The following is a 25,052-nucleotide window of genomic DNA, read 5'->3' as shown; positions in this document are numbered from 1 at the left end:
TCGGATCAGGCCCTGCTCACGTCGCGCATCAACAAGCCAAACCGCAAATCCACCGCATCCGGAATCGGCAGATAAACCGTGTGGCCGTCCCCCGGCGCCACGTCGATAGCTTCGCCTTTGAGGTTCTGCAGTTCGTGCAGATCAAAATGGAAGTTGCCCTTGGGCGTCATCAGTTCCAGGTGATCGCCCAGGGCAAAGCGGTTCTTCACCTTGACCTCGGCGAGTCGATCCCGACGTTCGCCGGTCAGCTCACCCACGAACTGCTGACGCTCCGACACCGAGCTGCCGTTCTGGTAGTTCTGGTATTCGTCGTGCACGTGCCGGCGCAGGAAACCTTCGGTGTAGCCGCGCTGGGCGAGGGATTCCAGATCGGTCATCAGGCTGCGGTCGAATTCGCGACCGGCCACGGCATCGTCGATGGCCCGGCGATAAACCTGGGTGGTGCGCGCGCAATAGAAATGCGATTTGGTCCGGCCTTCGATCTTCAGTGAGTGCACGCCCATGCGGGTCAGGCGCTCGACGTGCTGCACCGCGCGCAGGTCCTTGGCGTTCATGATGTAGGTGCCGTGCTCGTCTTCGAATGCCGGCATCAGCTCGCCGGGACGGTTGGCTTCCTGCAACAGGAACACCTGATCGGTGGGGGCGCCGAGGCCGAGGGTCGGTTGCGGTTCGAAGGTCTGCACGATGTCGCCGAGCTGGTTTTCGGTGGCTTCCTGCGCCGTATATTTCCAGCGGCAGGCGTTGGTGCAGGTGCCCTGATTCGCATCGCGCTTGTTCATGTAACCCGAGAGCAGGCAACGGCCGGAATAGGCCATGCACAGCGCACCGTGAACGAACACTTCCAGCTCCATGCCCGGCACTTGCTCGCGGATTTCGCCGATCTCTTCCAGCGACAGTTCACGGGACAGGATGATCCGGCTCAGCCCCTGCTGCTGCCAGAATTCGACGCTCGCCCAGTTCACCGTGTTGGCCTGCACCGACAGGTGGATCGGTATCTGTGGAAAGTGCCGACGTACGAGCATGATCAGGCCTGGGTCGGACATGATCAGAGCGTCCGGCGCCATCTCGATCACTGGCGCCAGATCCTTGAGGAAGGTCTTGAGCTTGGCGTTGTGCGGCGCGATGTTGACCACCACGTAGAAGCGCTTGCCCTGGGCCTGGGCTTCACGGATGCCGAGCGCGAGGTTGGCGTGATCGAACTCGTTGTTGCGCACCCGCAGGCTGTAGCGCGGCTGGCCGGCATACACCGCATCGGCCCCGTAGGCGAAGGCATAACGCATGTTTTTCAGGGTGCCGGCGGGGGCGAGCAGTTCGGGGGTGAAGGAGGTCGTCATGGCGGCGTCGGTCGCAAAAGCGCGGCAGGGTAGAGCAGTTGCGCCGAGGGTTTATTGATCTGGATCTATGCTCCATGAAGAAACAGGGCACTCGCGCTGACGCTGGCTGACTAAGCGGGACGGGCGCGGTTGGCGCCTGACTGACATGGACTGGACATGAACCAAAAGAGTCTGCAATTCAAATCCCTCACCGTGCTGCTGTTTCTGGTGACGGTGGCCTTTATCTGGATCCTGCTGCCGTTCTACGGCGCGGTGTTCTGGGCGGTGATTCTCGGCATCCTGTTCGCGCCGATGCAGCGCCGGTTGCAGCAGAAGTTCGGATGGCAACGCAATCTCACTTCTCTGTGTACGTTGAGTGTCTGCCTGGTGATCGCGATCCTGCCGGTGATCGTCATCAGCGTGCTGCTGGTGCAGGAAGGGGCGGTGCTTTACGACAACATCGAAAGCGGCAAGCTCGATATCGGCGCGTATCTGGCGCAGTTCAAGCACAGCCTGCCGCCGTATTTTCAACATCTGCTCGACCGCTTCGGCATGGGTGAACTCAATGCCTTGCGCGAGAAGATCGTCAAGGCCTCCATGCAGGGCAGTCAGGTGCTGGCGACCCAGGCGTTCAGTTTCGGCCAGGGCACTTTCGATTTCGTGGTGAGTTTTTTCATCATGCTGTACCTGCTGTTTTTCTTCCTGCGCGACGGCGCCGAACTGGCGCGCAAGGTGCGCACGGCGGTGCCGCTGGAGGAGCACCACAAGCGTCGCTTGCAATTGAAGTTCAACCGGGTGGTGCGCGCCACGGTGAAGGGCAATCTGCTGGTGGCGATCACGCAGGGTGCGCTGGGTGGAGCGATTTTCTGGTTTCTCGACATTCCCAGCGCGTTGCTCTGGGCGGTGATGATGGCGTTTCTATCGTTGTTGCCGGCAGTGGGGGCGGGGATTGTCTGGGTGCCGGTCGCGGTTTACTTCCTGCTCAGCGGGATGATCTGGCAGGGCGTGGTGCTGGGGTTGTTCGGGGTGTTTGTGATCGGTCTGGTGGATAACGTCCTGCGCCCGATCCTGGTGGGCAAGGACACCCGGATGCCGGATTACATGATCCTGATCTCGACCCTGGGCGGACTGGCGGTGTTCGGCCTCAACGGCTTTGTGATCGGGCCGCTGATTGCGGCGCTGTTCATGTCGAGCTGGGCGCTGTTCATCGAAACCAAGCCGAAAGTGCAGCTGCCTTAAGCCTTGAACGGGCCGTTGAGCAGTTGTTGCGACAGCGCCTGAGCCGCCGGCAAGGACGTGAGCGGGCCGCTGACCGGCTCGCCGTCGCGTACCAGGTACCAGCAGGCGAGCAAACCCATTGCTCTGAGCGAGGCGGGAACGGCGCTGCCGACAACGGACATGATTTGAACCTGAGCCATGAAAAGTACCTCCATCAATCTATGGAGATACCTTAGGGAGTTGGCCGTTTCAGGGACAATCAACGCTTTCGATAGTGGTCATTGACGGCGCTGAGGGCTGGCTCAGTCCACCACTTGATCGAGCATGTGCACGATCTCGTGTTCATTGAGAAAACCCTTGCGCACCAGGTTTTCCGACAACAGCGCGAGAAACTTCGCCGTGCGGTGGCCTTCCAGGTGCTTGAGTTCGGTCAAGGTGTTGTAGACCTTGCTCGAGGTGCACAAACCGACGATGCGGTGGGGATTCTGTGTAGGCATTCAAGTCGTCCTTGTTGTTATCAACCTGTTGTATGCGGACGGATTCAGAGTGCGGTTCCGTCATGACAAATAGATGACCGTTTGTGTTTTTCCCCCAACGGTCGAGTCCATCATGCCGACTTTAACGGTTCAAACTGTCCCCACAGCGACCTTGGCGAGATTTTTTCAGACCTTGGCCGACGGACGGTTGGCTATCGCGAAGGCAATAAAAAGCCCCGCTATCAAGCGGGGCTTCGTGTACCGCTTACCAGCGCGGACCACCGTAATAGTGCGGCCGACCGTAATAACCACGGGGTGGGCCGTAATACACCGGGGCCGGTTGGACATAGACCGGCTGCTGTACATAAACCGGGGCCGGCTGGTAATAGACCGGTGGCGGCGGTTGCTGCACGTAAACCGGTGCCGGTTGAGCGTAAACGGGCTGTTGGACGTACACCGGCCGATCCTGGTTGATGAGCGCCGAGCCGATGATGGCCGAGCCGACGATCGCACCAAATACCGCCGGGCCCTGCCAGCCACCGCCGTGGGCTTCTGCCTGACCCGTGATCGCGAAGGCACCAATCAACAAGGCCACGATGGGGAGTTTACGAATCATGATAATTCCTCGGTTCTTCGACCCGGCGTCCGGGCCTGCAACAGGCTCGGGATGGCGCGGGGATACTTCTAAGACAGCAACATTTTGAAAAACAGCACGGCCGCCAGGTAAATTTTGTGTAAGGTCTGTACCGGTTTGTTTACCGGATTTCCGGCATCGGCTGTGATGCCCGGAACAGACCGCCTTATGATCGTTCAGAACCCGATGGTCTGGCTAATCCCGTCCATCCGAAAGTGCATTCGAAGGAGCCTCCCATGCAGATGAACCCCAACAAAGACACCCAATTGTGCATGTCCCTGTCTGGGCGTCCCGGGAATTTCGGTCTGCGTTTTCATAACCATTTGTATGAACAACTGGGCCTGAATTTCTACTACAAGGCGTTCAGCAGCCAGGACCTTGCCGGTGCGGTCGGCGGGATCCGCGCGCTGGGGATTCGCGGTTGCGGAGTGTCGATGCCGTTCAAGGAAGCCAGCATTGCGCTGGTCGATGAACTGGATGCCTCGGCGGCGGCGATCCAGTCGATCAACACCATCGTCAACACCAATGGCCATCTCAAGGCCTACAACACCGATTACATCGCCATCGCCCAGTTGCTGGAAACCCACGCGGTGCCGAAGGACACGACTTTCGCCCTGCGCGGCAGCGGCGGCATGGCAAAAGCCGTGGCCAGTGCCTTGCGCGATGGCGGTTACAAGAATGGTTTGATCGTCGCCCGTAACGAGCGTGCTGGCCGTGCTCTGGCGGATTCCCTCGGGTATCGCTGGCAGGCAGAACTGGGCGAGGAACGCCCGCAGATGCTGATCAACGTGACCCCAGTGGGCATGGACGGCGGCCCGGAAGCAGGGCAGCTTTCTTTTGACGTGGATGTGATCAAGTCTGCCGACACCGTGTTCGATGTGGTGGCGATCCCCTCGGAAACCCCGTTGATCGTGCGTGGCCGTGCCGAAGGCAAAAAAGTGATCACCGGGCTGGAAGTGATCGCGATCCAGGCGCTGGAGCAGTTCGTGCTGTACACCGGCGTGCGGCCGACGGTTGAGCAGTTCGATGCAGCGGTGGCGTTTGCCCGTAGCTAAAAGACTTGGAGAGGCGGTGCCTGATCGGTCTTTTTCGCGAGCAAGCTCGCTCCCACATTGAAATGCATTTCCACTGTGGGAGCGAGCTTGCTCGCGAAGGCCGCGACATGGTTTTTGATCCGAACAGTTTGCCTATACTGCCGCATCAGCAAGCGCAGACTTGCCCATCACAAAAGCCGAGGTTTGCATGTATCCGCCCATTCTCAACCTGAATGACGTCGAACTTGAACCGCTCCCCGAAGCCCTGTCTCCGGAAGGCGAAACCGCCGGGCGTTATCAGCAACGGTTCGCCCGGGTCGGCCAGCAATTGGGCGCGCAAAAGCTCGGATATCGCCTGTATGCGCTGCCGCCGGGCATGCGCGGCAGTCCGTTTCACAGCCATCGGGTCAATGAGGAAATGTTCTACGTGGTGGCCGGGGAAGGGGAGGTGCGCTTGGGCGTCGAGCGTTTCCCGATTCGTGCTGGCGACGTGATCGCCTGCCCGCCGGGCGGTCCTGAAGCCGCGCATCAGATCATCAACACCAGTGCTGCGGAACTGCGCTATCTGGCAGTCAGCACCCAACAGCAACCGGAAATCTGCGAGTACCCGGACTCGAACAAATACGCGGTGATGGATAATTTCAGCGTCGATGCCGAAGGCAAGGCCTCGGGCTTCGTGGCGGTGGCGCGGCAGGCGGACGGGGTGGATTACTGGGACGGCGAATAACGCCGCCCCGGTGCGCTCATTCTTCGAGGCGGGCCAGACGCTCTTCCAGCGCCGCGATTCGCGCTTCCAGCTCTTCGATGCGTTCGACTGACACACCGCTGGCCGCGCCGCGATCACTCGGATTCTGGCGCGCGGCGATAATCGCCTCGATGTCCGCCGGATCGCCCAGTGCGTGGGTGTAACGATCTTCGCGCTGGCCGGCCTGACGCGGAATCAGCACTGCCAGATCCCGAGCGATCAGGCGTTCCAGTTGATGCACCACTTGTTCGGCGTCTTCGAATTCATGCATGCGACCGCTGCGGGTCAGCAGTTCGTTGACGGTCTGCGGGCCGCGCAGGAACATCAATCCGGTCAGGATCAATTGCGCCGGCACCAGCTCCAGGGCCTTGTCGACCTTGTGCTCCCAGCGGTCGGCGCGACTGCCCATCACCAGTTTGGCGAAACCGCGGCTTTCAAGGGCGCGCAGGCTCTGGCCGACCTGGCCCTGGGTCAGGTTCATCACCGGTTCCCGGCTGGTTTTCTGGTTGCAGGCCAGCACCAGCGCGTTGAGGGTCAACGGGTAGGTTTCCGGGCTGGTGGCCTGTTTCTCGATCAACGAGCCCAGAATGCGGATTTCCGTGGCGTTGAGCCGTGGTTCGTCGGAGTTGGTTTCAAATTCTGTGGTCATCGCGCGTTCCCTCTGCAGTCGAAGGCGCCTAGCCTAATCCTTGCTGGATAAAAGACAAGCCGCGCCGCCCGCGAGCATGGCTATAATCGCCCCCACGATTCACCCAGCCACCACGTGAGACTGCCATGACCATTTCCCTGTACGCCGCATCCGTCCCGGTTTTCCAACAAATGCTCAACGCCGTGAGCGATGTGCTGAAAAAGGCTGAAGCTCACGCCACCGAGAAAAACATCGACCCGAACGCCTTCCTGCAAGCGCGTCTGTACCCGGACATGTTTCCGCTGGTGCGTCAGGTGCAGATCGCCGTGGACTTCGCCAAAGGCGTTTCCTCGCGTCTGGCCGAAATCGAAATCCCGAAATATGACGACACCGAAACCACCTTCGCCGAGCTGCAGGCGCTGATCGCCAAGGTTCTGGCCTTCATCGGCGAGATCAAGCCAGAGCAGATCAATGGCAAGGAAGGCATCGAGATCGTGACTCGCCCGGGCACCCCGAAAGAGAAGCGCTTCAGTGGCCAGGCTTACCTGCTGAGCTACGGCCTGCCGCAGTTCTTCTTCCACGTCACCACCACTTACGCACTGCTGCGTCACAACGGTGTTGAAGTGGGCAAGCGCGATTACATGGGCGCGTTCTAAACCGCTCGGCTTAACCCTGCGAAGCAATAAAAAAGCCCGCCAAGGTTTGCACCTTGGCGGGCTTTTTGTTGCGCCGGGATTTACGCCGGACGCTGGGCTTTCTGTTCTTCGCCCAGGCACGCGGCGGCGGTGAACAGCACGTCGGTGGAGGAGTTCAGCGCCGTTTCGGCCGAATCCTGCAGCACGCCGATGATGAAACCGACCGCCACCACCTGCATGGCGATTTCGCTCGGGATGCCGAACAGGCTGCACGCCAGCGGGATCAGCAGCAGCGAACCACCGGCCACGCCCGAGGCGCCACAGGCGCAGATCGCGGCGACGACGCTGAGCAGGATCGCGGTCGGGATGTCCACGGCGATGCCCAGAGTGTGCACGGCAGCGAGGGACAGCACGGTAATGGTGATCGCCGCACCGGCCATGTTGATGGTGGCGCCGAGCGGGATCGATACCGAGTAGGTGTCTTCATGCAGGCCCAGGCGCTTGCTCAGTTCCAGATTGACCGGAATGTTTGCCGCCGAACTGCGGGTGAAAAACGCGGTGATGCCGCTTTCGCGCAGGCACTGAAGTGTCAGCGGGTAAGGGTTGCGACGCAGCTTCCAGAACACCATGAGCGGGTTCATCACCAGCGCCACGAACAGCATGCAGCCCAGCAGAACCGCCAGCAGATGTGCATAACCGATCAGTGCGCCAAACCCGGAGGTGGCCAGGGTCGAAGCCACCAGACCGAAAATGCCCAGCGGTGCAAAGCGAATCACGACACGAACAATCACCGTCACGCCGTTGGACAGATCGCCCAGTACTTCGCGGGTGGTGTCGCCGGCGTGCCGGATCGCCACGCCCATGCCGATGGCCCAGGCCAGAATGCCGATGAAGTTGGCGTTCATCAGTGCGCTCACCGGGTTGTCGACCACGCTCAGCAACAGGCTTTGCAGCACTTCACTGATACCGCCTGGTGCGCTCACGGCGATGTTGTCGGTGGACAGCACCAGGTGCGACGGGAACATCATGCTGGCAATCACCGCAACCACGGCAGCGGCGAAGGTGCCCAGCAGGTACAGGAACAGAATCGGCCGGATGTGGGTTTCCTGGCCGTGCTTGTGGTTGGCGATCGAGGCCATGACCAGCACAAATACCAGGATCGGCGCCACGGCTTTCAGTGCCGAGACGAACACCTTGCCGATGAAGGCCGTGCCTTTGGCCGCTTCCGGCGCAAACAGCGCCAGGGCGATGCCGGCAATCAGGCCGATCAGGATCTGCGTGACCAGACTGAGGCTTTTGAGGCGTTGCAATAGAGAAGGGGATGAAGCGGTCATGAACGGCATCTCTGTTTTTTTATAGGGTGCAAGATTGCGCAATCCGGGCGTTGAATCGGGGCAGGCCACAGACACGAACCGAAAGGACTGACGCGCCAGCCACGCCGTTAAACGGGTGGTTGAACAAGGTGTACGTTTTGCAGGGCGCGGACTTTATCACAGGGTCATCCGATTCCTTCAGGCATGTGACGATCTGCCACCGCATTCATCGGCAACTTGGACAGGTTTGTGCAAGTCACTCTGGAAACACTCTGTTAAGATTGCGCATCCTAATTTTCAAGTTCTGCCAGCGGGCCTTCGGGTCAGCGCTGGTGTCGTCGTTTTGCTGGAGTTCCTCATGCTGTTGCCCATCCTTCTGTTGTCCGCCGCCGGGTTTACGGTGCTGACCACGGAGTTCGTCATCGTCGGCCTCCTGCCGGCGATCGCCCGCGACCTGGCCGTCACCATCCCGCAGGCCGGGTTGCTGGTCACGCTGTTCGCTTTCACCGTGGCGATGTTCGGTCCTTTCTTGACCGCGTATTTCGCCCGCTTCGAGCGGCGCAAGCTGTTCATCACCATCCTGATCATGTTCGGTCTGGCCAATACCGTGGCGGCCTTGGCGCCGAACATCTGGGTCATGGCCATTGCGCGGCTGATCCCGGCGCTGGGGTTGCCGGTGTTCTGGGCGCTGGCCAGCGAAACGGCGGTGGACATTGTCGGTCCGGACTTCGCCGGTCGCGCGATCGCCAAGATCGGCTTCGGCATCGTCTGCGCCACCGTGTTCGGCATTCCGGTCGGCACGCTGATTTCCGACGCGTTCGGCTGGCGCAGTGCGTTCGGCATTCTGGCGGTGATCGCGTTTGCCAAGGCGTTGCTGCTGTTTGTCTACCTGCCGAAAACCAGCCTGCACCAGCATCAGGTCAGTTTTGCTTCGCAGTTCAAGATCCTGCGCAGCCCGCTGATGCTGGGCCATGTGCTGCTGTCGATCCTGGTGTTCAGCGGCATGTTCACCGCCTACACCTATCTGGCGGACATCCTCGAGCGACTGGCCGGCTTCAATGGCACTGTGGTCGGCTGGTGCCTGATGGGCTTTGGCGCGGTCGGTCTGATCGGCAACTCGCTGGGCGGTCGCGCGGTGGATCGTCATCCGCTGATGGCTTCGGTGATGTTCTGCGCATTCATGATTCCGGGGATGGTGGCGCTGGTGCCGAACATCAATTCGTCGCTGGGTCTGGCGGCGGCGATGGGCATCTGGGGCGTGACCCAGGCGGCGCTGTTTCTGGTCAGCCATGTGCGCTTGATGAAAGCCGCACCGCAAGCGCCGGCCTTTGCCGCGTCGCTGAACATTGCCGGGGCCAACCTCGGGATTGGTCTGGGCGCGATCATTGGTGGTCGAGTCATCGACAGCGCCGGCCTGGGTTTTGTGGGCTTTGCCGCCGCCGGGTTCATTCTGCTGTCGATTTTCCTCGCCATGGTGCTGATGGTGCTCAAGCCGCGCGACGTCTGCGCGCCGGCTTAAAAGGCTGTAAACAGCTCGCGTCGGGCACCTTCGGTAATCGCTTTGATGCCGGGGTGCTTGACCTTGCGCTCCACCGAGATCGCGTAGAACGACTCGCTCACCGCATCGGTCTGGCCGATCAACTCGACGCCGTACTGGCGCTTCACTTCATCGGCAATCACGCTCGGGCCGATGAAAATTCCGCTGCCGGACTGGCCGAACGCCTGCATCAACGCGCTGTCATCGAACTCCCCGACAATCCTCGGCTGAATCTGCTGCTCGGCGAACCAGCGCTGTAAACGGCTGCGCACCACGGTTTCCGCGCCGGGGATCAACAGCGGCGCACCGTGCAGGCTGCGCGGGAAATCCTGACCGTATTGCGCCGCCAGTTCGGCGGTGGCGAAAAAACTGATCCCGCATTCGCCGAGTTTCTGGCTGTAGCCCTTGATGTCCAGGTGCGAGGGCATGGGGCTGTCGGAAATCACCAGATCCAGACGCTGGATTGCCAGGTCCGCCAGCAGGCGTTCGAGTTTGTCTTCGCGGCAGGTGATGCGCAGCGGCTCGCTCAATTCCATGGTCGGCGCAATCAGGCGGTACACGATGGATTTTGGCACCACATCCGCCACGCCGACCCGGAACAGGATCTGCTGTTCGTTGGGCTGGGCGCGCAGCATCAGTTCGAGTTCGCCGCCGAGCTGGAACATCTGCTCGGCGTAGGGCAGGGCCTGACGCCCGGCTTCGGTGAGTTCAAGCTGCCGGCCGACCCGCTGAAACAACTCGATGCCGTAGGTCTGTTCGAGCAGGGAAATTTGTCCGCTGATGGTTTGCGGCGTCAGGTTCAGTTGCTCGCACGCGCGCACGATGCTGCCGGTCTTGGCCACCACCCAGAAGTAGTGCAGTTGTCGGTAATTGAGCATGGGGTTCGGTCCGTCAAATACAGTTCGTATAAATCGAAGTATAGCCGCTAAAAATACGAATTTTCCTGAAGTGTTTGTCTCCCTAGAATGCCCAGCCATCGACGAGTGGTCTGCGACCCTGTCTATTCATTCGAAGGAAACCTCATGAAATACACGATCCCGGCACTGATGTTTACGTCTTTACTGCTTATGACCGGTTGCGACCAGGCGGAAAAAAGCGCCCAGCAGCTGATGGGCAAGGCTGCCGAGAGCGCCAAACAGGCGATCGACGACACGCACAAAGCCGCTGAACAAGCGCTCAGCGACGCCACTGGCGGCCTGATCGAGAAAAAAGAAGCTCCGGAAAAAGATGCGGAAAAATCCGAATCTTCTTCCAAGACCATCTAAATCGCCTTACAAGAGTCAGGACTGACCCATGGAATACCTGTTAGAACTCGCTTCCAGCCCGACCGCATGGATTGCCTTGGCCACATTGGTGGTGATGGAAATCGTGCTCGGTATCGATAACCTGATCTTCATCTCGATCCTGACCAACAAGCTGCCCGAGCAGTATCGGCAGAAGGCTCGCCGCCTGGGCATCGGCATGGCGCTGATCATGCGTCTGGCCTTGTTGAGCACCATCGCGTTCATCGTTCAGTTGACCGCGCCGGTCATCGAGATCCTCGGCCAGGCGTTCTCCTGGAAGGACATGATCCTGATCGCCGGTGGCCTGTTCCTGGTGTGGAAAGCGACGACCGAGATCCATCACAGCATGGACCCGGCGCCGGAAGATCCGAAGTCTGCAACCTCGACGGTAACCCTGGGTTTCGCCGCCGCCATCGGGCAGATCCTGATGCTGGACATGGTGTTCTCGATCGACAGCATCATTACCGCTGTCGGCATGACCGAACACTTGCCGATCATGGTGATTGCAGTTGTTGTCTCGGTACTGGTGATGCTGTTTGCAGCTGATCCGCTGGCCAAGTTCATCAACGACAACCCGACGGTGGTGATGCTGGCCCTGGGCTTCCTGATCATGATCGGCATGACGCTGATCGCCGAAGGCTTCGGCGCCCATGTACCGAAAGGTTATGTGTATGCCGCCATGGCGTTCTCGGCTTCGATTGAAGTGCTGAACATGATGTCGCGCCGCGCCAAGCAGAAGAAATTGACTGCCGAGGCGTAATCGCCGGAAAACCAAAGGCCGCCTGAACTCGCGAGAGTCCAGGCGGCCTTTTTGTTTGTGTCGGTTACAGACAGTCAGTGCGCGGTGGCGTGACGGGCTTCGTGTTTCTCGATCTTCCTGGTCGGTGCAGGTTGAACCGGGTGGTGATGGCGGCGGGAAATCCGCAGCACGCCCCACAGCATGGCGGCGGCTACGGCCAGCCAGCCGGCAATCAGCATTACGATGGTCATGGTCAGGCTCATCTGTGCCTCCTCTTTGCCCTGCGTCGGGCGCTCGCGCTTTGGCTCTTGTCTGACTGACAGTCTAGTCGCTGGCGTGTTTCAGGCTATTGACCAAAGGTCGGTGATAACCAATCAGTTCGCTCTATGCAGTCGATCCATCTGCCGTTTTGGGCTATACCGCAACGATGCGTCGTCCTATGATCCTCGACCAAGCCGGAACACGATGACCGGTAACTGATCAAGAGAGTGACGATGGTGCAGCTATTTTCCCGGATTCGCGCGGCGCTGCTGGTGGCCGGTTGCGTGACAGCTTTGGTGGGGTGTGCGGGCAGTGTGGCGCCAGAGGTCAAGCGCCTGCCGGAACGGGTCGAGCTCAGCGGCACGTTCTATCGTGGTGAGGCCTTTCAAAGCGGGCCGCAGGTGCTGGCCAGCCTGTTGTCGCAGCAGGGCATCGTGATCACGCCGGGTCTGCTGGAAAAGCCGCTGCATTTGCCGGGCGCCGAGGACAAGTTGCAACAGAATCTGCAGAGCCTGGCGCGTGAATACGGCATGGTTGTGTATCCGCTGGACAGCAACCTGCCAGCGCTGCTGACGCAGGTGGCGGCCGGGTATCCGGTGATGGTGCGTTTCAGCGAGGGTTCGGCGTTTTGGGCGGAGCCGCGCTACGCGATCCTGTCTGGCTACGATCGTTTGAAGCAGAAGGTGCTGCTGCGCGCCGGGATGAATCGCCGTGAATTGATGAGCTTCAGCTCGTTCGAATCGGCCCTCGAAAAATCCGGTGGATGGGCGGTGTTGATCCAGAAACCGGCGCAGATTCCGGCGGCGGTCGATCAACAGCGCTGGCTCAAGGCTGCCGACGCACTGGCCCAGGCTGGGCAGGAGCGGGAAGCGGCGCAGGCCAGGAAGGCGCTGGCGGCGCACTGAGGTTCCGTTCGTCGCCTGTCGGGCACCCTAGCGGAGGATGCGCTTCTGAACTGTAGCGTCCCGTATTTTTCGGGCCAGGTATCAGGAGATGAGCATGGCAATTCCAACTTCACCTAGCGGGCCGCATTCTTCCGAGCATGGGAGTGGCGACGATCTGGGCTTCGATCCGGACTCGCCTGATCTGGACGATCCGCAAGTCGATCCCATTGGTCCGGCTAAAGCACCGAAGGACGTGCAGCTGGACGATGATCCCAGACGTCCGGCCAAGCCCTACGATCCGCTGGCGGATCTCAAGCCTTGAAGCGAGGTGCGTATGAGTACCGATTCGAGTTTCGACGACCACAAACCTGACAGTGTGCCAACCACGCCTGAGCCGGAAGTTGATCCGGTACTGGATCCGGAAAGTCCCATGCGCGATCCGCTGGCGCGTCCTGCGGTGGTGACGCCGGAGCATTCGCGCGACCCGAGCGCCGGTGACGGCATTCCCGATGACGACAAGATGCCGTTGCCCAACGACTGACTGCATAACTGCATAAATGAAAAAGCCCCGACGATTCGGGGCTTTTTCATGGGTGACGGATTACTTGGAGGCTTCGATCACGCCGCTCTGGCGACTCTTGAGGTTTTTGTCGGCCTTGTATTGCTGAGCCACCGCTGGAACGTTGGCGCTCTTGCCGGTTTCCACCCAGCTGCGGATGCGGCTGGCATCGGCGAAGTGAGTGTATTTGCCGAACGCGTCAAGAATCACCAGGGCCACCGGACGGTTGGCCATGCGGGTCACCAGCACCAGGCAGTGGCCGGCAGGGTTGGTGAAGCCGGTCTTGGTGATGCGGATATCCCAGTCGGCCTTGTTGACCAGATGGTCGGTGTTACGGAAGCCCAGGGTGTAATTGGGTTTGCGGAACGAGACCGTCTTTTCCTTGGTCGTGGTCAGCTCGATGAGCAGCGGCTGTTTATGCGCGGCCACCAGCAACTTGCTCAGGTCGCGGGCGGTGGAAACGTTGCGCTCGGACAGACCGGTGGGTTCCACAAAATGGGTGCTGGTCATACCCAGCGCCTTGGCCTTGGCGTTCATCGCTGCGATAAACGCAGCGTAACCGCCGGGATAATGGTGAGCCAGGCTGGCAGCTGCACGGTTTTCCGAGGACATCAGGGCAATCAGCAGCATCTCTCGGCGGGGCAGTTCGCTACGCAGTTTGACGCGAGAGAACACACCTTTCATTTCCGGGGTATGGCTGATGTCGACGTCAATCCATTCGTCCATGTTCTGGTGAGCTTCGACCACTACCAAACCGGTCATCAACTTGCTCACGGAAGCGATGGGCACCACCACGTCCGGGTTGCTGGAATAGATGACTTTGTTGGTCTGCAGATCCATCAGCAGGGCGCTGCCGGAGGCAATCTTCAATTGCGAAGCGTCTCGAGGGGCAGCGGTAGTTTCGGCGGCGTTGACCGTTGGCGTGAGGAGCGTGCCTGAAAATGCAAAAACCAGGCTCAGGATGGACAGACGAATATTCACGCGGGCGAACTCATGAAGGTTGGAAATGCCGTAATTTGTAACGGCCTGTGTCGTAAAAACGACGCATTTTAGGAGTATGGCTGAAGAACTGTCGATGGTTGTTTGAAGGGCATGAAAAAGTCGTGAAAAGCCCTGTAAAAATAGGGGTTTCCGGCGAACGGTAAAGGTTTTTTCGAGGGCATGAAAAACCCCGCACAAGGCGGGGTTCTCGGTGCGCGAAAAACGCGACTCAGGCGTGCAGGGTTTCTGCCGCGTAGAGGGTATTTTCCAGCAGGCAGGCACGGGTCATCGGGCCGACGCCGCCCGGTACCGGGGTGATCCAGCCGGCGCGGGGCAGGGCGGTTTCGTACACCACGTCACCGACCAGTTTGCCGTCTTCCTGACGGTTGATGCCGACGTCGATCACGATCGCGCCTTCCTTGATCCACTCGCCCTTGACCAGGCCCGGCTTGCCGGCGGCCACGACTACCAGATCGGCGCGGCCGACGTGGCCGGCCAGATCCTTGGTGAAGCGGTGGGTGACGGTCACGGTGCAACCGGCCAGCAACAGTTCCATCGCCATCGGGCGACCGACGATGTTGGAAGCGCCGACAACCACCGCGTCCATCCCGTACAGATCGGCACCGGTGCTTTCCAGCAGGGTCATGATGCCCTTCGGGGTGCACGGGCGCAGCAGCGGAATGCGCTGGGCCAGACGGCCGACGTTATAAGGATGGAAACCATCGACGTCCTTGTCCGGGCGGATGCGTTCCAACAGTTTGGAGGCGTCCAGGTGCTCAGGCAGAGGAAGTTGAAGCAGAATACCGTCGATTGCCGGGTCGTCGTTCAGTCGATCGATCAGATCGGTCAGCGCTTCTTGAGTGGTTTCGGAAGGCAGGTCGTAGGCTTGAGAGAGGAAACCGACCTCTTCACAGTCTTTACGCTTGTGCGAGACATAAACCTGAGAGGCAGGATCGCTGCCGACCAGGATCACCGCGAGGCCTGGCGTGCGCAGACCTTGCTGGCGACGTTCGGCAACCCGTTGGGCGATCTGCTGGCGCAGGCTGGCGGCGATCGATTTGCCGTCGATTAGTTGTGCAGTCATTGCGCGTGATTAACCATCGAGAGGGGAAAAAAAGAGAACGCATTCTCGCATGTCAAACGGTGAGGGCAAAGGCGCTTGGTCAGCAAATTCCTCTAAGCCCTTTAATTAAATGAATTTTTTTCAAAAAGGATTTGACGACCTTCGGGTCGCTCTATACTATTCGTCGCACTTGTCGGGCACAGCCTAGCACTGGTTAAGAAGGTCGAGCGAAATCAACGTTTTGCGAGACTGGAAAGCACTTAGTTTGTAGTCCTCCAAGGGTACAGCTAACAAGGCGCCCGTAGCTCAGCTGGATAGAGCATCCGCCTTCTAAGCGGATGGTCGCAGGTTCGAGTCCTGCCGGGTGCGCCATTAGGCAGCATTGGCACAAGTAGCGCGATATGGTGGGCGTAGCTCAGTTGGTAGAGCACGGGATTGTGACTCCCGTTGTCGTGGGTTCGATCCCCATCGTCCACCCCATATTTCGAAAGGCGCCAGATGTAACAGTCTGGCGCCTTTGCTTTAAAAAGCTTCATCTGCGGATGTGGTGGAATTGGTAGACACACTGGATTTAGGTTCCAGCGCCGCGAGGCGTAAGAGTTCGAGTCTCTTCATCCGCACCAATCAAAGCTTCATTCATGCCGTTGGCCGGGTGAAGTTCTACAAAGAAGTTGTTTGGCTTCTTTGGCACGCAGTATGGTGGGCGTAGCTCAGTTGGTAGAGCACGGGATTGTGACTCCCGTTGTCGTGGGTTCGATCCCCATCGTCCACCCCATATTCCGAAAGGCGCCAGATTTAACAGTCTGGCGCCTTTTTTGTTTTACGGTTTCGGATTTTGGCGGCTGCAGGTTTCGGGTCGCAGGGCAGGGCGCTTCGTCGTATTAATGTTGCTCGATGATGCTGCGCTGCCCGCCGGCCTTGCTTGCGAGGTCGGCTGTCAGGGAGATGATTCAACCGCCTCTATATATAGAAGAGGTTGGCGCAGAGCCCTGGCTTGAATTGGCTGTATTTGCTAACAGGGCGAGGCGCAACCGTTTGTCCCCGCCTTCAAATGGCCTGCTGTTTTTTTACCCGTTTTCAGTAGGGTGACTTCTTGAGTTTGACCTACTAGAATGCTTGCCCTTGATTCTTGGGTCGGAAACGGCCGGCTAACGTCTGTGCAACGAGGAATATCCATGCAAGTTTCTGTTGAAAATACTACTGCTCTTGAGCGCCGCATGAGCATCACCGTGCCGGCTGAGCAGATTGAGAGCCAGGTCAACAAGCGTCTGCAGCAGACTGCCCAGAAAGCCAAAATTGCTGGCTTCCGTCCAGGCAAAGTGCCAATGAGCGAAATCAAACGTCGTTTCGGTGCTGACGCACGTCAGGAAGCGATCGGCGACGTGATTCAAAAATCTTTCTACGAAGCTGTGGTTGAGCAGAAGCTGAACCCGGCCGGTTCGCCATCCATCGAGCCAAAATCGCTCGAAGCTGGCAAGGACCTGGAATACGTAGCCGTATTCGAAGTGTTCCCTGAGTTCACCGTTGCGGGCTTCGAAGGCATCACCGTCGAGCGTCTGAGCGCTGACGTGGCTGACGCCGATCTGGACAAGATGCTGGACATCCTGCGCAAGCAGAACACTCGTTTCGAAGTAGCCGATCGCGCTGCCCAGAACGAAGACCAGCTGAACATCGATTTCGTTGGCAAGGTTGACGGCGAAGTATTCGCTGGCGGTTCCGCCAAGGGCACTCAGCTGGTGCTGGGTTCCGGCCGCATGATTCCTGGCTTCGAAGAAGGCCTGGTCGGCGCTAAAGCCGGCGAAGAGCGCGTTCTGAACCTGACCTTCCCGGAGGACTATCAGAACTTGGACCTGGCTGGCAAAACCGCCGAGTTCACCGTGACTGTAAACACCGTTTCCGAGCCAAAACTGCCTGAGCTGAACGAAGAGTTCTTCGCTCAATTCGGCATCAAGGAAAGCGGCATCGACGGTTTCCGCACCGAAGTTCGCAAGAACATGGAGCGTGAACTGCGTCAGGCGATCAAATCCAAGGTCAAGAATCAGGTAATGGACGGTCTGCTGGCCACCAACCCGATCGAAGTGCCTAAGGCTCTGCTGTCCAACGAAGTTGACCGTCTGCGCGTGCAGGCTGTTCAGCAGTTCGGTGGCAACATCAAGCCAGACCAACTGCCGGCCGAGCTGTTCGAAGAACAAGCCAAGCGTCGCGTTGTACTGGGTCTGATCGTGGCTGAAGTGGTCAAGCAATTCGACCTGAAGCCAGACGAAGCCCGCGTTCGCGAAATGATTCAGGAAATGGCTTCGGCTTACCAAGAGCCTGAGCAGGTTGTGGCCTGGTACTACAAGAACGATCAGCAACTGAACGAAGTCCGTTCGGTTGTGCTGGAAGAACAAGTTGTGGATACTGTTCTGCAGAAAGCTAGCGTGACCGACAAATCGGTCTCTTACGAAGAAGCGGTCAAGCCGGTAGAAGCTCCAAAAGCCGACTGATTGTTTTTGCGTTAGAAGCACACACCATAAGCCAGCCTTCGAGCTGGCTTATGCGTATTCAAGACATGACTATTTGGGAGTGACTGCAGAGCATGTTCCGTAATTCCTATATTCAGCAGAACTCTGATATCCAGGCCGCCGGCGGCCTGGTCCCGATGGTTGTCGAGCAATCTGCTCGTGGCGAGCGCGCCTATGACATCTACTCGCGTCTTCTCAAGGAACGAGTGATCTTTCTGGTTGGTCCGGTAGAGGACTACATGGCCAACCTTATCTGTGCGCAATTGCTGTTCCTTGAAGCGGAAAACCCGGACAAGGACATCCATCTTTATATCAACTCCCCGGGCGGTTCGGTGACAGCGGGCATGTCGATCTACGACACCATGCAGTTCATCAAGCCAAACGTATCGACTACTTGTATTGGTCAGGCGTGCAGCATGGGCGCATTCCTGCTGACAGCCGGTGCACCTGGCAAGCGTTTCTGCCTGCCGAACTCGCGCGTGATGATTCACCAGCCACTGGGCGGTTTCCAGGGCCAGGCTTCGGACATCGAAATCCATGCCAAGGAAATCCTCTTCATCCGCGAGCGTCTGAACACGCTGATGGCCAAGCACAGCGGTCGTACGCTTGAAGAAATCGAGCGCGACACCAACCGCGACAACTTCATGAGTGCAGAAGCTGCGAAGGAATACGGTCTGATCGACGAAGTGATCAACCAGCGCCCAGCTTAAAAATAAGCGACTCAAAATAGGCTTGGTCGGCGCGTCTGATCAGCGGCGGGCTTGAAAAAGCCCGCAATAGCCTTCATCTTGTGTTGCAAGCCTATCGGATTTGGATCGAACGAATGACTGACACCCGCAACGGCGAGGACAACGGCAAGCTGCTCTATTGCTCCTTCTGTGGCAAAAGCCAGCATGAAGTGCGCAAATTGATTGCCGGCCCCTCGGTCTTTATCTGCGACGAGTGCGTCGACCTGTGCAATGACATCATCCGCGAGGAGGTGCAGGAAGCACAGGCCGAAAGCAGCGCGCATAAATTGCCTTCGCCTAAAGAAATCAGCGGCATCCTTGATCAGTATGTGATCGGTCAGGAGCGTGCCAAAAAGGTTCTGGCAGTAGCGGTGTACAACCACTACAAGCGTCTGAACCAGCGTGACAAAAAGGCTGACGACGTCGAACTCGGCAAGAGCAACATCCTGCTGATCGGCCCGACAGGCTCCGGTAAAACCCTGCTGGCCGAAACCCTGGCCCGCCTGCTGAACGTTCCGTTCACCATCGCCGACGCAACCACCCTCACCGAGGCGGGTTATGTGGGTGAAGACGTCGAGAACATCATTCAGAAGCTGCTGCAGAAGTGCGATTACGACGTGGAGAAAGCCCAGATGGGCATTGTCTACATCGACGAAATCGACAAGATTTCGCGCAAGTCCGACAACCCGTCGATCACCCGGGACGTTTCCGGTGAAGGCGTGCAGCAGGCCTTGCTCAAACTGATCGAAGGCACGGTCGCTTCCGTTCCGCCGCAAGGTGGCCGCAAGCATCCGCAGCAGGAATTCCTTCAGGTTGATACCCGTAACATCCTGTTCATCTGCGGTGGCGCATTCTCCGGTCTGGAGAAGGTCATTCAGAACCGCTCCACCAAGGGTGGCATCGGTTTCAACGCAGAAGTGCGCAGCAAGGAAGAAGGCAAGAAAGTCGGTGAATCCCTGCGTGAAGTCGAGCCTGACGATCTGGTCAAGTTCGGTCTGATCCCGGAATTCGTCGGCCGTCTGCCGGTTCTTGCGACGCTGGACGAGCTGGATGAGGCTGCGCTGATGCAAATCCTCACCGAACCGAAAAATGCCCTGACCAAACAGTATGCCAAGCTGTTCGAGATGGAAGGCGTGGATCTGGAATTCCGTTCCGACGCACTGAAATCGGTCGCCAAGCGTGCCCTGGAACGTAAAACCGGTGCCCGTGGCCTGCGTTCGATTCTCGAAGGTGTGCTGCTCGACACGATGTATGAAATCCCCTCGCAGTCCGAGGTGAGCAAAGTCGTGATCGATGAAAGCGTGATCGAAGGCAAGTCCAAGCCACTGTATATCTATGAAAACAGTGAGCCGACTGCCAAGGCGGCGCCGGACGCTTAAGCGCCCGGTCTGCCGGAACAAAGAAGGGGCCTTCGGGCCTCTTTTTTTTTATGTCGTTTTTTACATCCGCTTTGCGCTTGTTTTTTTTCAAGGCAGCCCCCATCTTGGTTTCAAGCTTAATTCCATCTGATTACGGCCATATGGCCGCCGTAGAGGCGAAATCATGAAGACCACCATCGAATTGCCTCTCCTGCCATTGCGTGATGTCGTTGTGTATCCGCACATGGTTATCCCGCTGTTCGTGGGGCGCGAGAAATCCATCGAAGCCCTCGAGGCCGCGATGACGGGCGACAAGCAGATCCTGCTGCTGGCCCAGAGAAACCCGGCTGACGACGATCCCGGTGAAGAAGCTCTCTATCGCGTAGGTACCATCGCCACTGTTCTGCAACTGCTGAAACTGCCGGACGGCACCGTGAAGGTTCTGGTCGAGGGTGAGCAGCGTGGCGCTGTCGAGCGCTTCAGCGAAGTCGATGGCCACTGCCGTGCCGAAGTGTCGCTGATCGACGAAGTCGACGCTGCCGAGCGCGAATCCGAAGTGTTCGTGCGCAGCCTGCTGTCGCAGTTCGAACAATATGTGCAGCTGGGCAAGAAAGTCCCGGCTGAAGTCCTGTCGTCGCTCAACAGCATCGACGAGCCTGGCCGCCTGGTAGACACCATGGCCGCGCACATGGCGCTGAAGATCGAGCAGAAGCAGGAAATCCTCGAAATTATCGATTTGTCGGCTCGGGTCGAGCACGTTCTGGCCTTGCTGGACGCCGAGATCGACCTGCTGCAAGTCGAAAAACGCATTCGTGGCCGCGTCAAAAAGCAAATGGAGCGCAGTCAGCGCGAGTACTACCTGAATGAGCAGATGAAGGCCATTCAGAAAGAGCTCGGCGACAGTGACGAAGGCCACAACGAAATCGAAGACCTGAAAAAGCGCATCGACGCGGCTGGTCTGCCGAAAGATGCCCTGGCCAAAGCCACTGCCGAGCTGAACAAGCTCAAGCAGATGTCGCCGATGTCCGCCGAAGCCACCGTGGTGCGCTCGTACATCGACTGGCTGGTTCAGGTGCCGTGGAAGGCCCAGAGCAAGGTGCGTCTGGACCTGGCCCGCGCCGAAGACATTCTCGACGCCGATCACTACGGCCTCGAAGAGGTCAAGGAACGCATCCTTGAATACCTCGCCGTGCAGAAGCGCGTGAAGAAAATCCGTGGCCCGGTGTTGTGCCTGGTCGGTCCTCCAGGCGTGGGTAAAACTTCGCTGGCCGAGTCGATCGCCCATGCCACCAACCGCAAATTCGTGCGCATGGCCCTCGGTGGTGTGCGGGATGAAGCGGAAATTCGTGGTCACCGTCGGACTTACATCGGTTCGATGCCAGGAAGATTGATTCAAAAGATGACAAAAGTGGGTGTGCGCAACCCGCTGTTCCTGCTCGATGAAATCGACAAAATGGGCAGCGACATGCGTGGCGACCCGGCGTCGGCGTTGCTGGAAGTGCTCGATCCGGAGCAGAACCACAACTTCAACGACCACTACCTGGAAGTCGATTACGACCTCTCGGACGTGATGTTCCTGTGCACCTCGAACTCGATGAACATTCCGCCGGCGCTGCTGGACCGGATGGAAGTCATCCGTCTGCCGGGCTACACCGAAGACGAGAAGATCAACATTGCGGTCAAGTACCTGTCGCCGAAGCAGATTACAGCCAACGGCCTGAAGAAGGGCGAGCTGGAATTCGACGAAGAAGCGATCCGCGACATCATCCGTTACTACACCCGCGAAGCCGGTGTGCGTGGCCTCGAGCGGCAGATTGCCAAGGTCTGCCGCAAGGCGGTCAAAGAGCACGCGCTGGAAAAACGCTTCTCGGTAAAAGTGACAGCTGATCTGCTGGAGCATTTCCTCGGCGTTCGCAAGTTCCGCTACGGTCTGGCCGAGCAGCAGGATCAGATCGGTCAAGTAACCGGCCTGGCCTGGACTCAGGTGGGCGGCGAACTGCTGACCATCGAAGCCGCTGTTGTGCCGGGCAAAGGTCAACTGATCAAGACCGGTTCGCTGGGTGACGTAATGGTCGAATCGATCACTGCTGCCCTGACCGTGGTGCGCAGCCGTGCCAAGAGCCTGGGCATTCCCCTGGACTTCCACGAGAAGCGCGACACGCATATTCACATGCCCGAAGGCGCTACGCCGAAAGACGGTCCGAGCGCCGGTGTAGGCATGTGTACTGCACTGGTGTCGGCGTTGACGGGTATTCCTGTGCGTGCCGATGTCGCCATGACCGGCGAGATCACCCTGCGTGGTCAAGTCCTCGCCATTGGCGGTCTGAAGGAAAAACTGCTGGCCGCTCACCGTGGCGGAATCAAGACAGTGATTATTCCGGAAGAGAACGTGCGCGATCTGAAGGAGATTCCTGACAATATCAAGCAGGATCTGCAGATCAAACCGGTTAAATGGATTGACGAGGTCCTGCAAATTGCGCTGCAATACGCGCCGGAGCCCTTGCCGGATGTGGCTCCGGAGATAGTTGCCAAGGACGAAAAACGTGAGTCTGACTCTAAGGAAAGAATTAGCACGCATTAATACGCTTTTGCCTGGGGGGCTTCCTTGACAGCTTTTTAGAGCCCTTGTTATAAAGCGGCTCTTAAGTGTCTGTAGGCCATTCAGCACTCGTTTTTGCTTTCACCAAAAAACTTAGAATCATACTCAAATAGATATAAGGGGACTTAGAGTGAACAAGTCGGAACTGATTGATGCTATCGCTGCATCCGCTGATATCCCGAAAGCTGCTGCTGGCCGTGCGCTGGACGCTGTAATCGAATCCGTCACTGGCGCTCTCAAGGCTGGCGACTCCGTTGTTCTGGTTGGTTTCGGTACTTTCTCCGTGACTGATCGTCCAGCTCGCATCGGTCGTAACCCACAGACCGGCAAGACTCTGGAAATCGCGGCAGCCAAAAAGCCAGGTTTCAAAGCCGGTAAAGCCCTGAAAGAAGCCGTCAACTAAGTTTGATTCAGGTTTTTACCCATCCGGGTCGGGGTCATGCCTGACTTGGCAGCGGAGCGGTAGAGCAGGCGGTTGGAATAGCTGCCTGTCACACCGGGATCGAGGGTTCGAGCCCTGTCCGCTCCGCCAGTTACGAGAAGGCGCATCCTCGGATGCGCCTTTCTTCTATCCGGATTCTACCCACGCTCCACGGTTGCCTAATTTTGAAGTTCAACCGTTTCTGGGGGACGCATGCTGCAGAATATCAGGGACAATTCACAAGGCTGGATTGCCAAGACCATTATCGGAGTCATCGTTGCACTGATGGCTCTGACCGGTTTCGACGCCATTTTCCAGGCCACGACTCACAAGAATGAGGCGGCCAAGGTCAACGGTGAAGAAATCAGCCAGAACGAGCTGAGCCAGGCGGTGGATATGCAACGCCGTCAGCTGATGCAACAACTGGGCAAGGATTTCGACGCCTCCTTGCTGGACGAAAAAATGCTGCGCGAATCGGCCCTCAAGGGGCTGATCGATCGCAAACTGCTGCTGCAAGGCGCAGAACAATCGAAATTCGCTTTCTCCGAAGCGGCCCTGGACCAAGTGATCCTGCAGACGCCTGAATTCCAGGTCGACGGCAAGTTCAGCTCCGACCGCTTCGATCAGGTGATCCGCCAACTGGGCTACAGCCGTATGCAGTTCCGCCAGATGCTGGCTCAGGAAATGCTGATCGGCCAACTGCGCGCCGGTGTGGCGGGCAGCGGTTTTGTGACCGATGCTCAGGTGCTGGCCTTTGCCCGTCTGGAAAAGCAGACCCGCGATTTCGCCACGCTGAACATCAAGGCTGACCCTTCGGCCGTGAAGCTGACCGATGATGAGGTCAAGGCTTACTACGACGAGCACGCCAAGGAATTCATGACTCCGGATCAAGTGGTCATCGATTACCTGGAACTGAAGAAGTCTTCGTTCTTCGATCAGGTCGCCGTCAAGGATGAAGACCTGCAGGCGGCGTATCAGAAAGAGATCGCCAATCTGTCGGAACAGCGTCGTGCGGCGCACATTCTGATCGAAGTCAACGACAAGACCACCGAAGCTCAGGCCAAGGCGAAGATCGAAGAAGTCCAGGCGCGTCTGGCCAAGGGCGAGAAATTCGAAGCGCTGGCCAAGGAGTTCTCGCAGGATCCGGGTTCGGCCAACAACGGCGGTGACTTGGGTTATGCCGGTCCTGGCGTTTACGATCCAGCCTTCGAGAAAGCCCTGTATTCGCTGAACAAGGATCAGGTTTCCGAGCCGGTTCGCACCGACTTCGGCTTCCACCTGATCAAGCTGCTGGGTGTCGAGGCGCCTGAAGTGCCGACCCTGGCCAGCCTGAAAGACAAGCTGACCCGCGAGCTGAAAACCCAGCAAGTCGAGCAGCGTTTCGTCGAGGCGACCAAGCAACTGGAAGACTCTTCGTTCGAAGCGTCCGACCTGGCCCAGCCAGCGCAGGACCTGAAACTGACCGTGCACACCTCCAAGCCGTTCGGCCGTGAAGGTGGTGAAGGCGTTGCAGCCAACCGTGCTGTAGTGACTGCCGCGTTCAGCACCGAAGTGCTGGAAGAGGGTGCCAACAGCACCGCCATCGAGCTGGATCCGGAAACCGTGATCGTGCTGCGCGCCAAGGAGCACCTGAAGCCTGCTCAATTGCCGCTGGAAAGCGTGGCTACCGCCATTCGCGCCCAGTTGACCAAAGAGCACGCCAGCGCTGCTGCCAAGACCAAGGCGGAGCAACTGATCGCCAGCCTGCGTGATGGCAAGACGCCGCTGGACAAGGCGGTGGACGGCCAGAGCTGGAAAGTCACTGAAGCGGCGCACCGCGCTCAGGAAGGCGTTGATCCAGCGGTACTGCAAGCATTGTTCCGCATGCCGAAACCGGCCGCCAAGGACAAGCCGACCTTCGCCAGCGTGACGCTGGCAGACGGCAGCCTGACCATCGTGCGCCTGAACGGCGTGAACGAAGCAGCGGCTCCGACCGATGAAGAGAAAGCGCAATACCGTCGCTTCCTTGCATCGCGTGTGGGCCAGCAGGACTTCGCGGCGTACCGCAAACAGCTGGAAAGCGAAGCCGACATCAAGCGTTTCTGATGCCTGGCTGAGCCGCAAGACCCGAGCCCCGGATGAATATCCGGGGCTTTTTTG

The 25,052-nt window shown here is 58.6% G+C and carries 26 protein-coding genes and 4 tRNA genes; 20 read left to right on the top strand and 10 right to left on the bottom strand.

Going from position 1 to position 25,052, the window contains the following annotated elements; all coding sequences use genetic code 11:
* Positions 1-5: 5 nt before the first annotated feature.
* On the bottom strand, positions 6-1,334 hold the full coding sequence (trhP, locus tag IHQ43_RS18935) for a prephenate-dependent tRNA uridine(34) hydroxylase TrhP (RefSeq protein ID WP_192561686.1): 1,329 nt from the start codon (positions 1,332-1,334) through the stop codon (positions 6-8).
* A gap of 156 nt (positions 1,335-1,490) precedes the next feature.
* Here trhP and IHQ43_RS18930 point away from each other — a divergent pair, with 156 nt between their 5' ends.
* The gene (locus IHQ43_RS18930; protein WP_192561685.1) at positions 1,491-2,552 is read left to right on the top strand and encodes an AI-2E family transporter; all 1,062 of its coding nucleotides are present in this window, start codon (positions 1,491-1,493) and stop codon (positions 2,550-2,552) included.
* On the opposite strand, the gene IHQ43_RS18925 is transcribed toward IHQ43_RS18930, so the two are convergent.
* From IHQ43_RS18925 to IHQ43_RS18915, 3 genes are all read right to left on the bottom strand, one after another.
* The gene (locus IHQ43_RS18925) at positions 2,549-2,731 is read right to left on the bottom strand and encodes a hypothetical protein (protein ID WP_192561684.1); all 183 of its coding nucleotides are present in this window, start codon (positions 2,729-2,731) and stop codon (positions 2,549-2,551) included. The genes IHQ43_RS18930 and IHQ43_RS18925 overlap by 4 nt on opposite strands.
* 102 nt (positions 2,732-2,833) lie before the next feature.
* The gene (locus tag IHQ43_RS18920) at positions 2,834-3,028 is read right to left on the bottom strand and encodes a hypothetical protein (protein WP_192561683.1); all 195 of its coding nucleotides are present in this window, start codon (positions 3,026-3,028) and stop codon (positions 2,834-2,836) included.
* Between the two features lie 244 nt (positions 3,029-3,272).
* A complete protein-coding gene (locus IHQ43_RS18915; RefSeq protein ID WP_007951578.1) occupies positions 3,273-3,623 on the bottom strand; it encodes a hypothetical protein in 351 nt (116 codons plus the stop codon).
* Between the two features lie 254 nt (positions 3,624-3,877).
* Here IHQ43_RS18915 and IHQ43_RS18910 point away from each other — a divergent pair, with 254 nt between their 5' ends.
* Together IHQ43_RS18910 and IHQ43_RS18905 are read left to right on the top strand one after the other, a co-directional pair.
* Positions 3,878-4,696, top strand: a complete 819-nt coding sequence (locus tag IHQ43_RS18910; RefSeq protein WP_192561682.1) for a shikimate 5-dehydrogenase — start codon at positions 3,878-3,880, stop codon at positions 4,694-4,696.
* A gap of 187 nt (positions 4,697-4,883) precedes the next feature.
* A complete protein-coding gene (locus IHQ43_RS18905) occupies positions 4,884-5,402 on the top strand; it encodes a cupin domain-containing protein (protein ID WP_192561681.1) in 519 nt (172 codons plus the stop codon).
* Positions 5,403-5,418: 16 nt separating this feature from the next.
* Here the strand turns inward: IHQ43_RS18905 and IHQ43_RS18900 are convergent, their stop codons facing one another.
* Positions 5,419-6,069, bottom strand: coding sequence for a YceH family protein (locus IHQ43_RS18900; protein WP_192561680.1), 651 nt, complete (start codon positions 6,067-6,069; stop codon positions 5,419-5,421).
* A 125-nt stretch (positions 6,070-6,194) separates the two neighbouring features.
* Between IHQ43_RS18900 and IHQ43_RS18895 the strand changes: the two genes are divergently transcribed.
* A complete protein-coding gene (locus tag IHQ43_RS18895) occupies positions 6,195-6,704 on the top strand; it encodes a DUF1993 domain-containing protein (RefSeq protein ID WP_007951572.1) in 510 nt (169 codons plus the stop codon).
* 80 nt (positions 6,705-6,784) lie between these two features.
* Here IHQ43_RS18895 and sstT read toward each other — a convergent pair whose 3' ends face one another.
* Positions 6,785-8,017, bottom strand: a complete 1,233-nt coding sequence (sstT, locus tag IHQ43_RS18890; protein WP_192561679.1) for a serine/threonine transporter SstT — start codon at positions 8,015-8,017, stop codon at positions 6,785-6,787.
* A 337-nt stretch (positions 8,018-8,354) separates the two neighbouring features.
* Here sstT and IHQ43_RS18885 point away from each other — a divergent pair, with 337 nt between their 5' ends.
* Positions 8,355-9,515: an MFS transporter gene (locus tag IHQ43_RS18885; protein WP_192561678.1), complete on the top strand. Its 1,161-nt coding sequence runs from the start codon at positions 8,355-8,357 to the stop codon at positions 9,513-9,515.
* Here the strand turns inward: IHQ43_RS18885 and nhaR are convergent.
* The gene (nhaR, locus tag IHQ43_RS18880; RefSeq protein WP_007951569.1) at positions 9,512-10,411 is read right to left on the bottom strand and encodes a transcriptional activator NhaR; all 900 of its coding nucleotides are present in this window, start codon (positions 10,409-10,411) and stop codon (positions 9,512-9,514) included. The two genes, IHQ43_RS18885 and nhaR, sit on opposite strands and share 4 nt — an antisense overlap.
* Positions 10,412-10,555: 144 nt before the next feature.
* On the opposite strand from nhaR, the gene IHQ43_RS18875 reads away from it, so the two are divergent.
* Positions 10,556-10,798, top strand: coding sequence for a hypothetical protein (locus IHQ43_RS18875; RefSeq protein ID WP_192561677.1), 243 nt, complete (start codon positions 10,556-10,558; stop codon positions 10,796-10,798).
* A 28-nt stretch (positions 10,799-10,826) separates the two neighbouring features.
* On the top strand, positions 10,827-11,576 hold the full coding sequence (locus tag IHQ43_RS18870; protein ID WP_096822339.1) for a TerC family protein: 750 nt from the start codon (positions 10,827-10,829) through the stop codon (positions 11,574-11,576).
* A gap of 74 nt (positions 11,577-11,650) precedes the next feature.
* On the opposite strand, the gene IHQ43_RS18865 is transcribed toward IHQ43_RS18870, so the two are convergent.
* Positions 11,651-11,818 carry a hypothetical protein gene (locus tag IHQ43_RS18865; protein WP_192561676.1) on the bottom strand — a complete coding sequence of 56 codons (168 nt, stop codon included), beginning with the start codon at positions 11,816-11,818 and terminating at the stop codon, positions 11,651-11,653.
* A gap of 231 nt (positions 11,819-12,049) precedes the next feature.
* Here IHQ43_RS18865 and IHQ43_RS18860 point away from each other — a divergent pair, with 231 nt between their 5' ends.
* The 3 genes from IHQ43_RS18860 (at position 12,050) to IHQ43_RS18850 (ending at position 13,241) form a co-directional block, all read left to right on the top strand.
* Positions 12,050-12,721, top strand: a complete 672-nt coding sequence (locus tag IHQ43_RS18860; protein WP_192561675.1) for a peptidase C39 family protein — start codon at positions 12,050-12,052, stop codon at positions 12,719-12,721.
* A 94-nt stretch (positions 12,722-12,815) separates the two neighbouring features.
* Positions 12,816-13,022 carry a DUF6021 family protein gene (locus tag IHQ43_RS18855; protein WP_192561674.1) on the top strand — a complete coding sequence of 69 codons (207 nt, stop codon included), beginning with the start codon at positions 12,816-12,818 and terminating at the stop codon, positions 13,020-13,022.
* A gap of 12 nt (positions 13,023-13,034) precedes the next feature.
* Complete coding sequence (locus IHQ43_RS18850; RefSeq protein WP_192561673.1) at positions 13,035-13,241, top strand: hypothetical protein; 207 nt, start codon at positions 13,035-13,037, stop codon at positions 13,239-13,241.
* Between the two features lie 60 nt (positions 13,242-13,301).
* Here the strand turns inward: IHQ43_RS18850 and pbpG are convergent, their stop codons facing one another.
* Positions 13,302-14,240: a D-alanyl-D-alanine endopeptidase gene (gene pbpG, locus IHQ43_RS18845; protein ID WP_011335039.1), complete on the bottom strand. Its 939-nt coding sequence runs from the start codon at positions 14,238-14,240 to the stop codon at positions 13,302-13,304.
* Positions 14,241-14,469: 229 nt separating this feature from the next.
* Positions 14,470-15,324 carry a bifunctional methylenetetrahydrofolate dehydrogenase/methenyltetrahydrofolate cyclohydrolase FolD gene (gene folD / locus IHQ43_RS18840; RefSeq protein WP_192561672.1) on the bottom strand — a complete coding sequence of 285 codons (855 nt, stop codon included), beginning with the start codon at positions 15,322-15,324 and terminating at the stop codon, positions 14,470-14,472.
* Between the two features lie 274 nt (positions 15,325-15,598).
* On the opposite strand from folD, the gene IHQ43_RS18835 reads away from it, so the two are divergent.
* The 10 genes from IHQ43_RS18835 (at position 15,599) to IHQ43_RS18790 (ending at position 24,998) form a co-directional block, all read left to right on the top strand.
* A tRNA-Arg gene (locus IHQ43_RS18835) sits at positions 15,599-15,675 on the top strand.
* Positions 15,676-15,707: 32 nt separating this feature from the next.
* A tRNA-His gene (locus IHQ43_RS18830) sits at positions 15,708-15,783 on the top strand.
* A 58-nt stretch (positions 15,784-15,841) separates the two neighbouring features.
* Positions 15,842-15,926 (top strand) — tRNA-Leu (locus IHQ43_RS18825).
* Between the two features lie 76 nt (positions 15,927-16,002).
* A tRNA-His gene (locus tag IHQ43_RS18820) sits at positions 16,003-16,078 on the top strand.
* 400 nt (positions 16,079-16,478) lie between these two features.
* Complete coding sequence (gene tig, locus IHQ43_RS18815; protein ID WP_192561671.1) at positions 16,479-17,789, top strand: trigger factor; 1,311 nt, start codon at positions 16,479-16,481, stop codon at positions 17,787-17,789.
* Between the two features lie 92 nt (positions 17,790-17,881).
* Entirely contained in the window at positions 17,882-18,517 is a 636-nt protein-coding gene (gene clpP / locus IHQ43_RS18810) for an ATP-dependent Clp endopeptidase proteolytic subunit ClpP (RefSeq protein ID WP_007951559.1), read from the top strand.
* Positions 18,518-18,630: 113 nt separating this feature from the next.
* Positions 18,631-19,914 (top strand): ATP-dependent Clp protease ATP-binding subunit ClpX, encoded by a 1,284-nt coding sequence (gene clpX, locus IHQ43_RS18805; RefSeq protein WP_016775335.1) that lies wholly within the window; start codon positions 18,631-18,633, stop codon positions 19,912-19,914.
* 163 nt (positions 19,915-20,077) lie between these two features.
* On the top strand, positions 20,078-22,474 hold the full coding sequence (gene lon, locus IHQ43_RS18800) for an endopeptidase La (protein ID WP_192561670.1): 2,397 nt from the start codon (positions 20,078-20,080) through the stop codon (positions 22,472-22,474).
* 148 nt (positions 22,475-22,622) lie between these two features.
* Positions 22,623-22,895: an HU family DNA-binding protein gene (locus tag IHQ43_RS18795; RefSeq protein ID WP_002552737.1), complete on the top strand. Its 273-nt coding sequence runs from the start codon at positions 22,623-22,625 to the stop codon at positions 22,893-22,895.
* Positions 22,896-23,126: 231 nt separating this feature from the next.
* Entirely contained in the window at positions 23,127-24,998 is a 1,872-nt protein-coding gene (locus IHQ43_RS18790) for a SurA N-terminal domain-containing protein (RefSeq protein WP_192561669.1), read from the top strand.
* The last annotated feature ends 54 nt before the right edge of the window (positions 24,999-25,052 follow it).

The sequence above is a fragment of the Pseudomonas gozinkensis genome, from assembly GCF_014863585.1.
Taxonomy (GTDB): domain Bacteria; phylum Pseudomonadota; class Gammaproteobacteria; order Pseudomonadales; family Pseudomonadaceae; genus Aquipseudomonas; species Aquipseudomonas gozinkensis.
The sequence above is the reverse complement of the archived record's forward strand: the minus strand, read 5'-3'. Positions and strand labels throughout refer to the sequence as shown.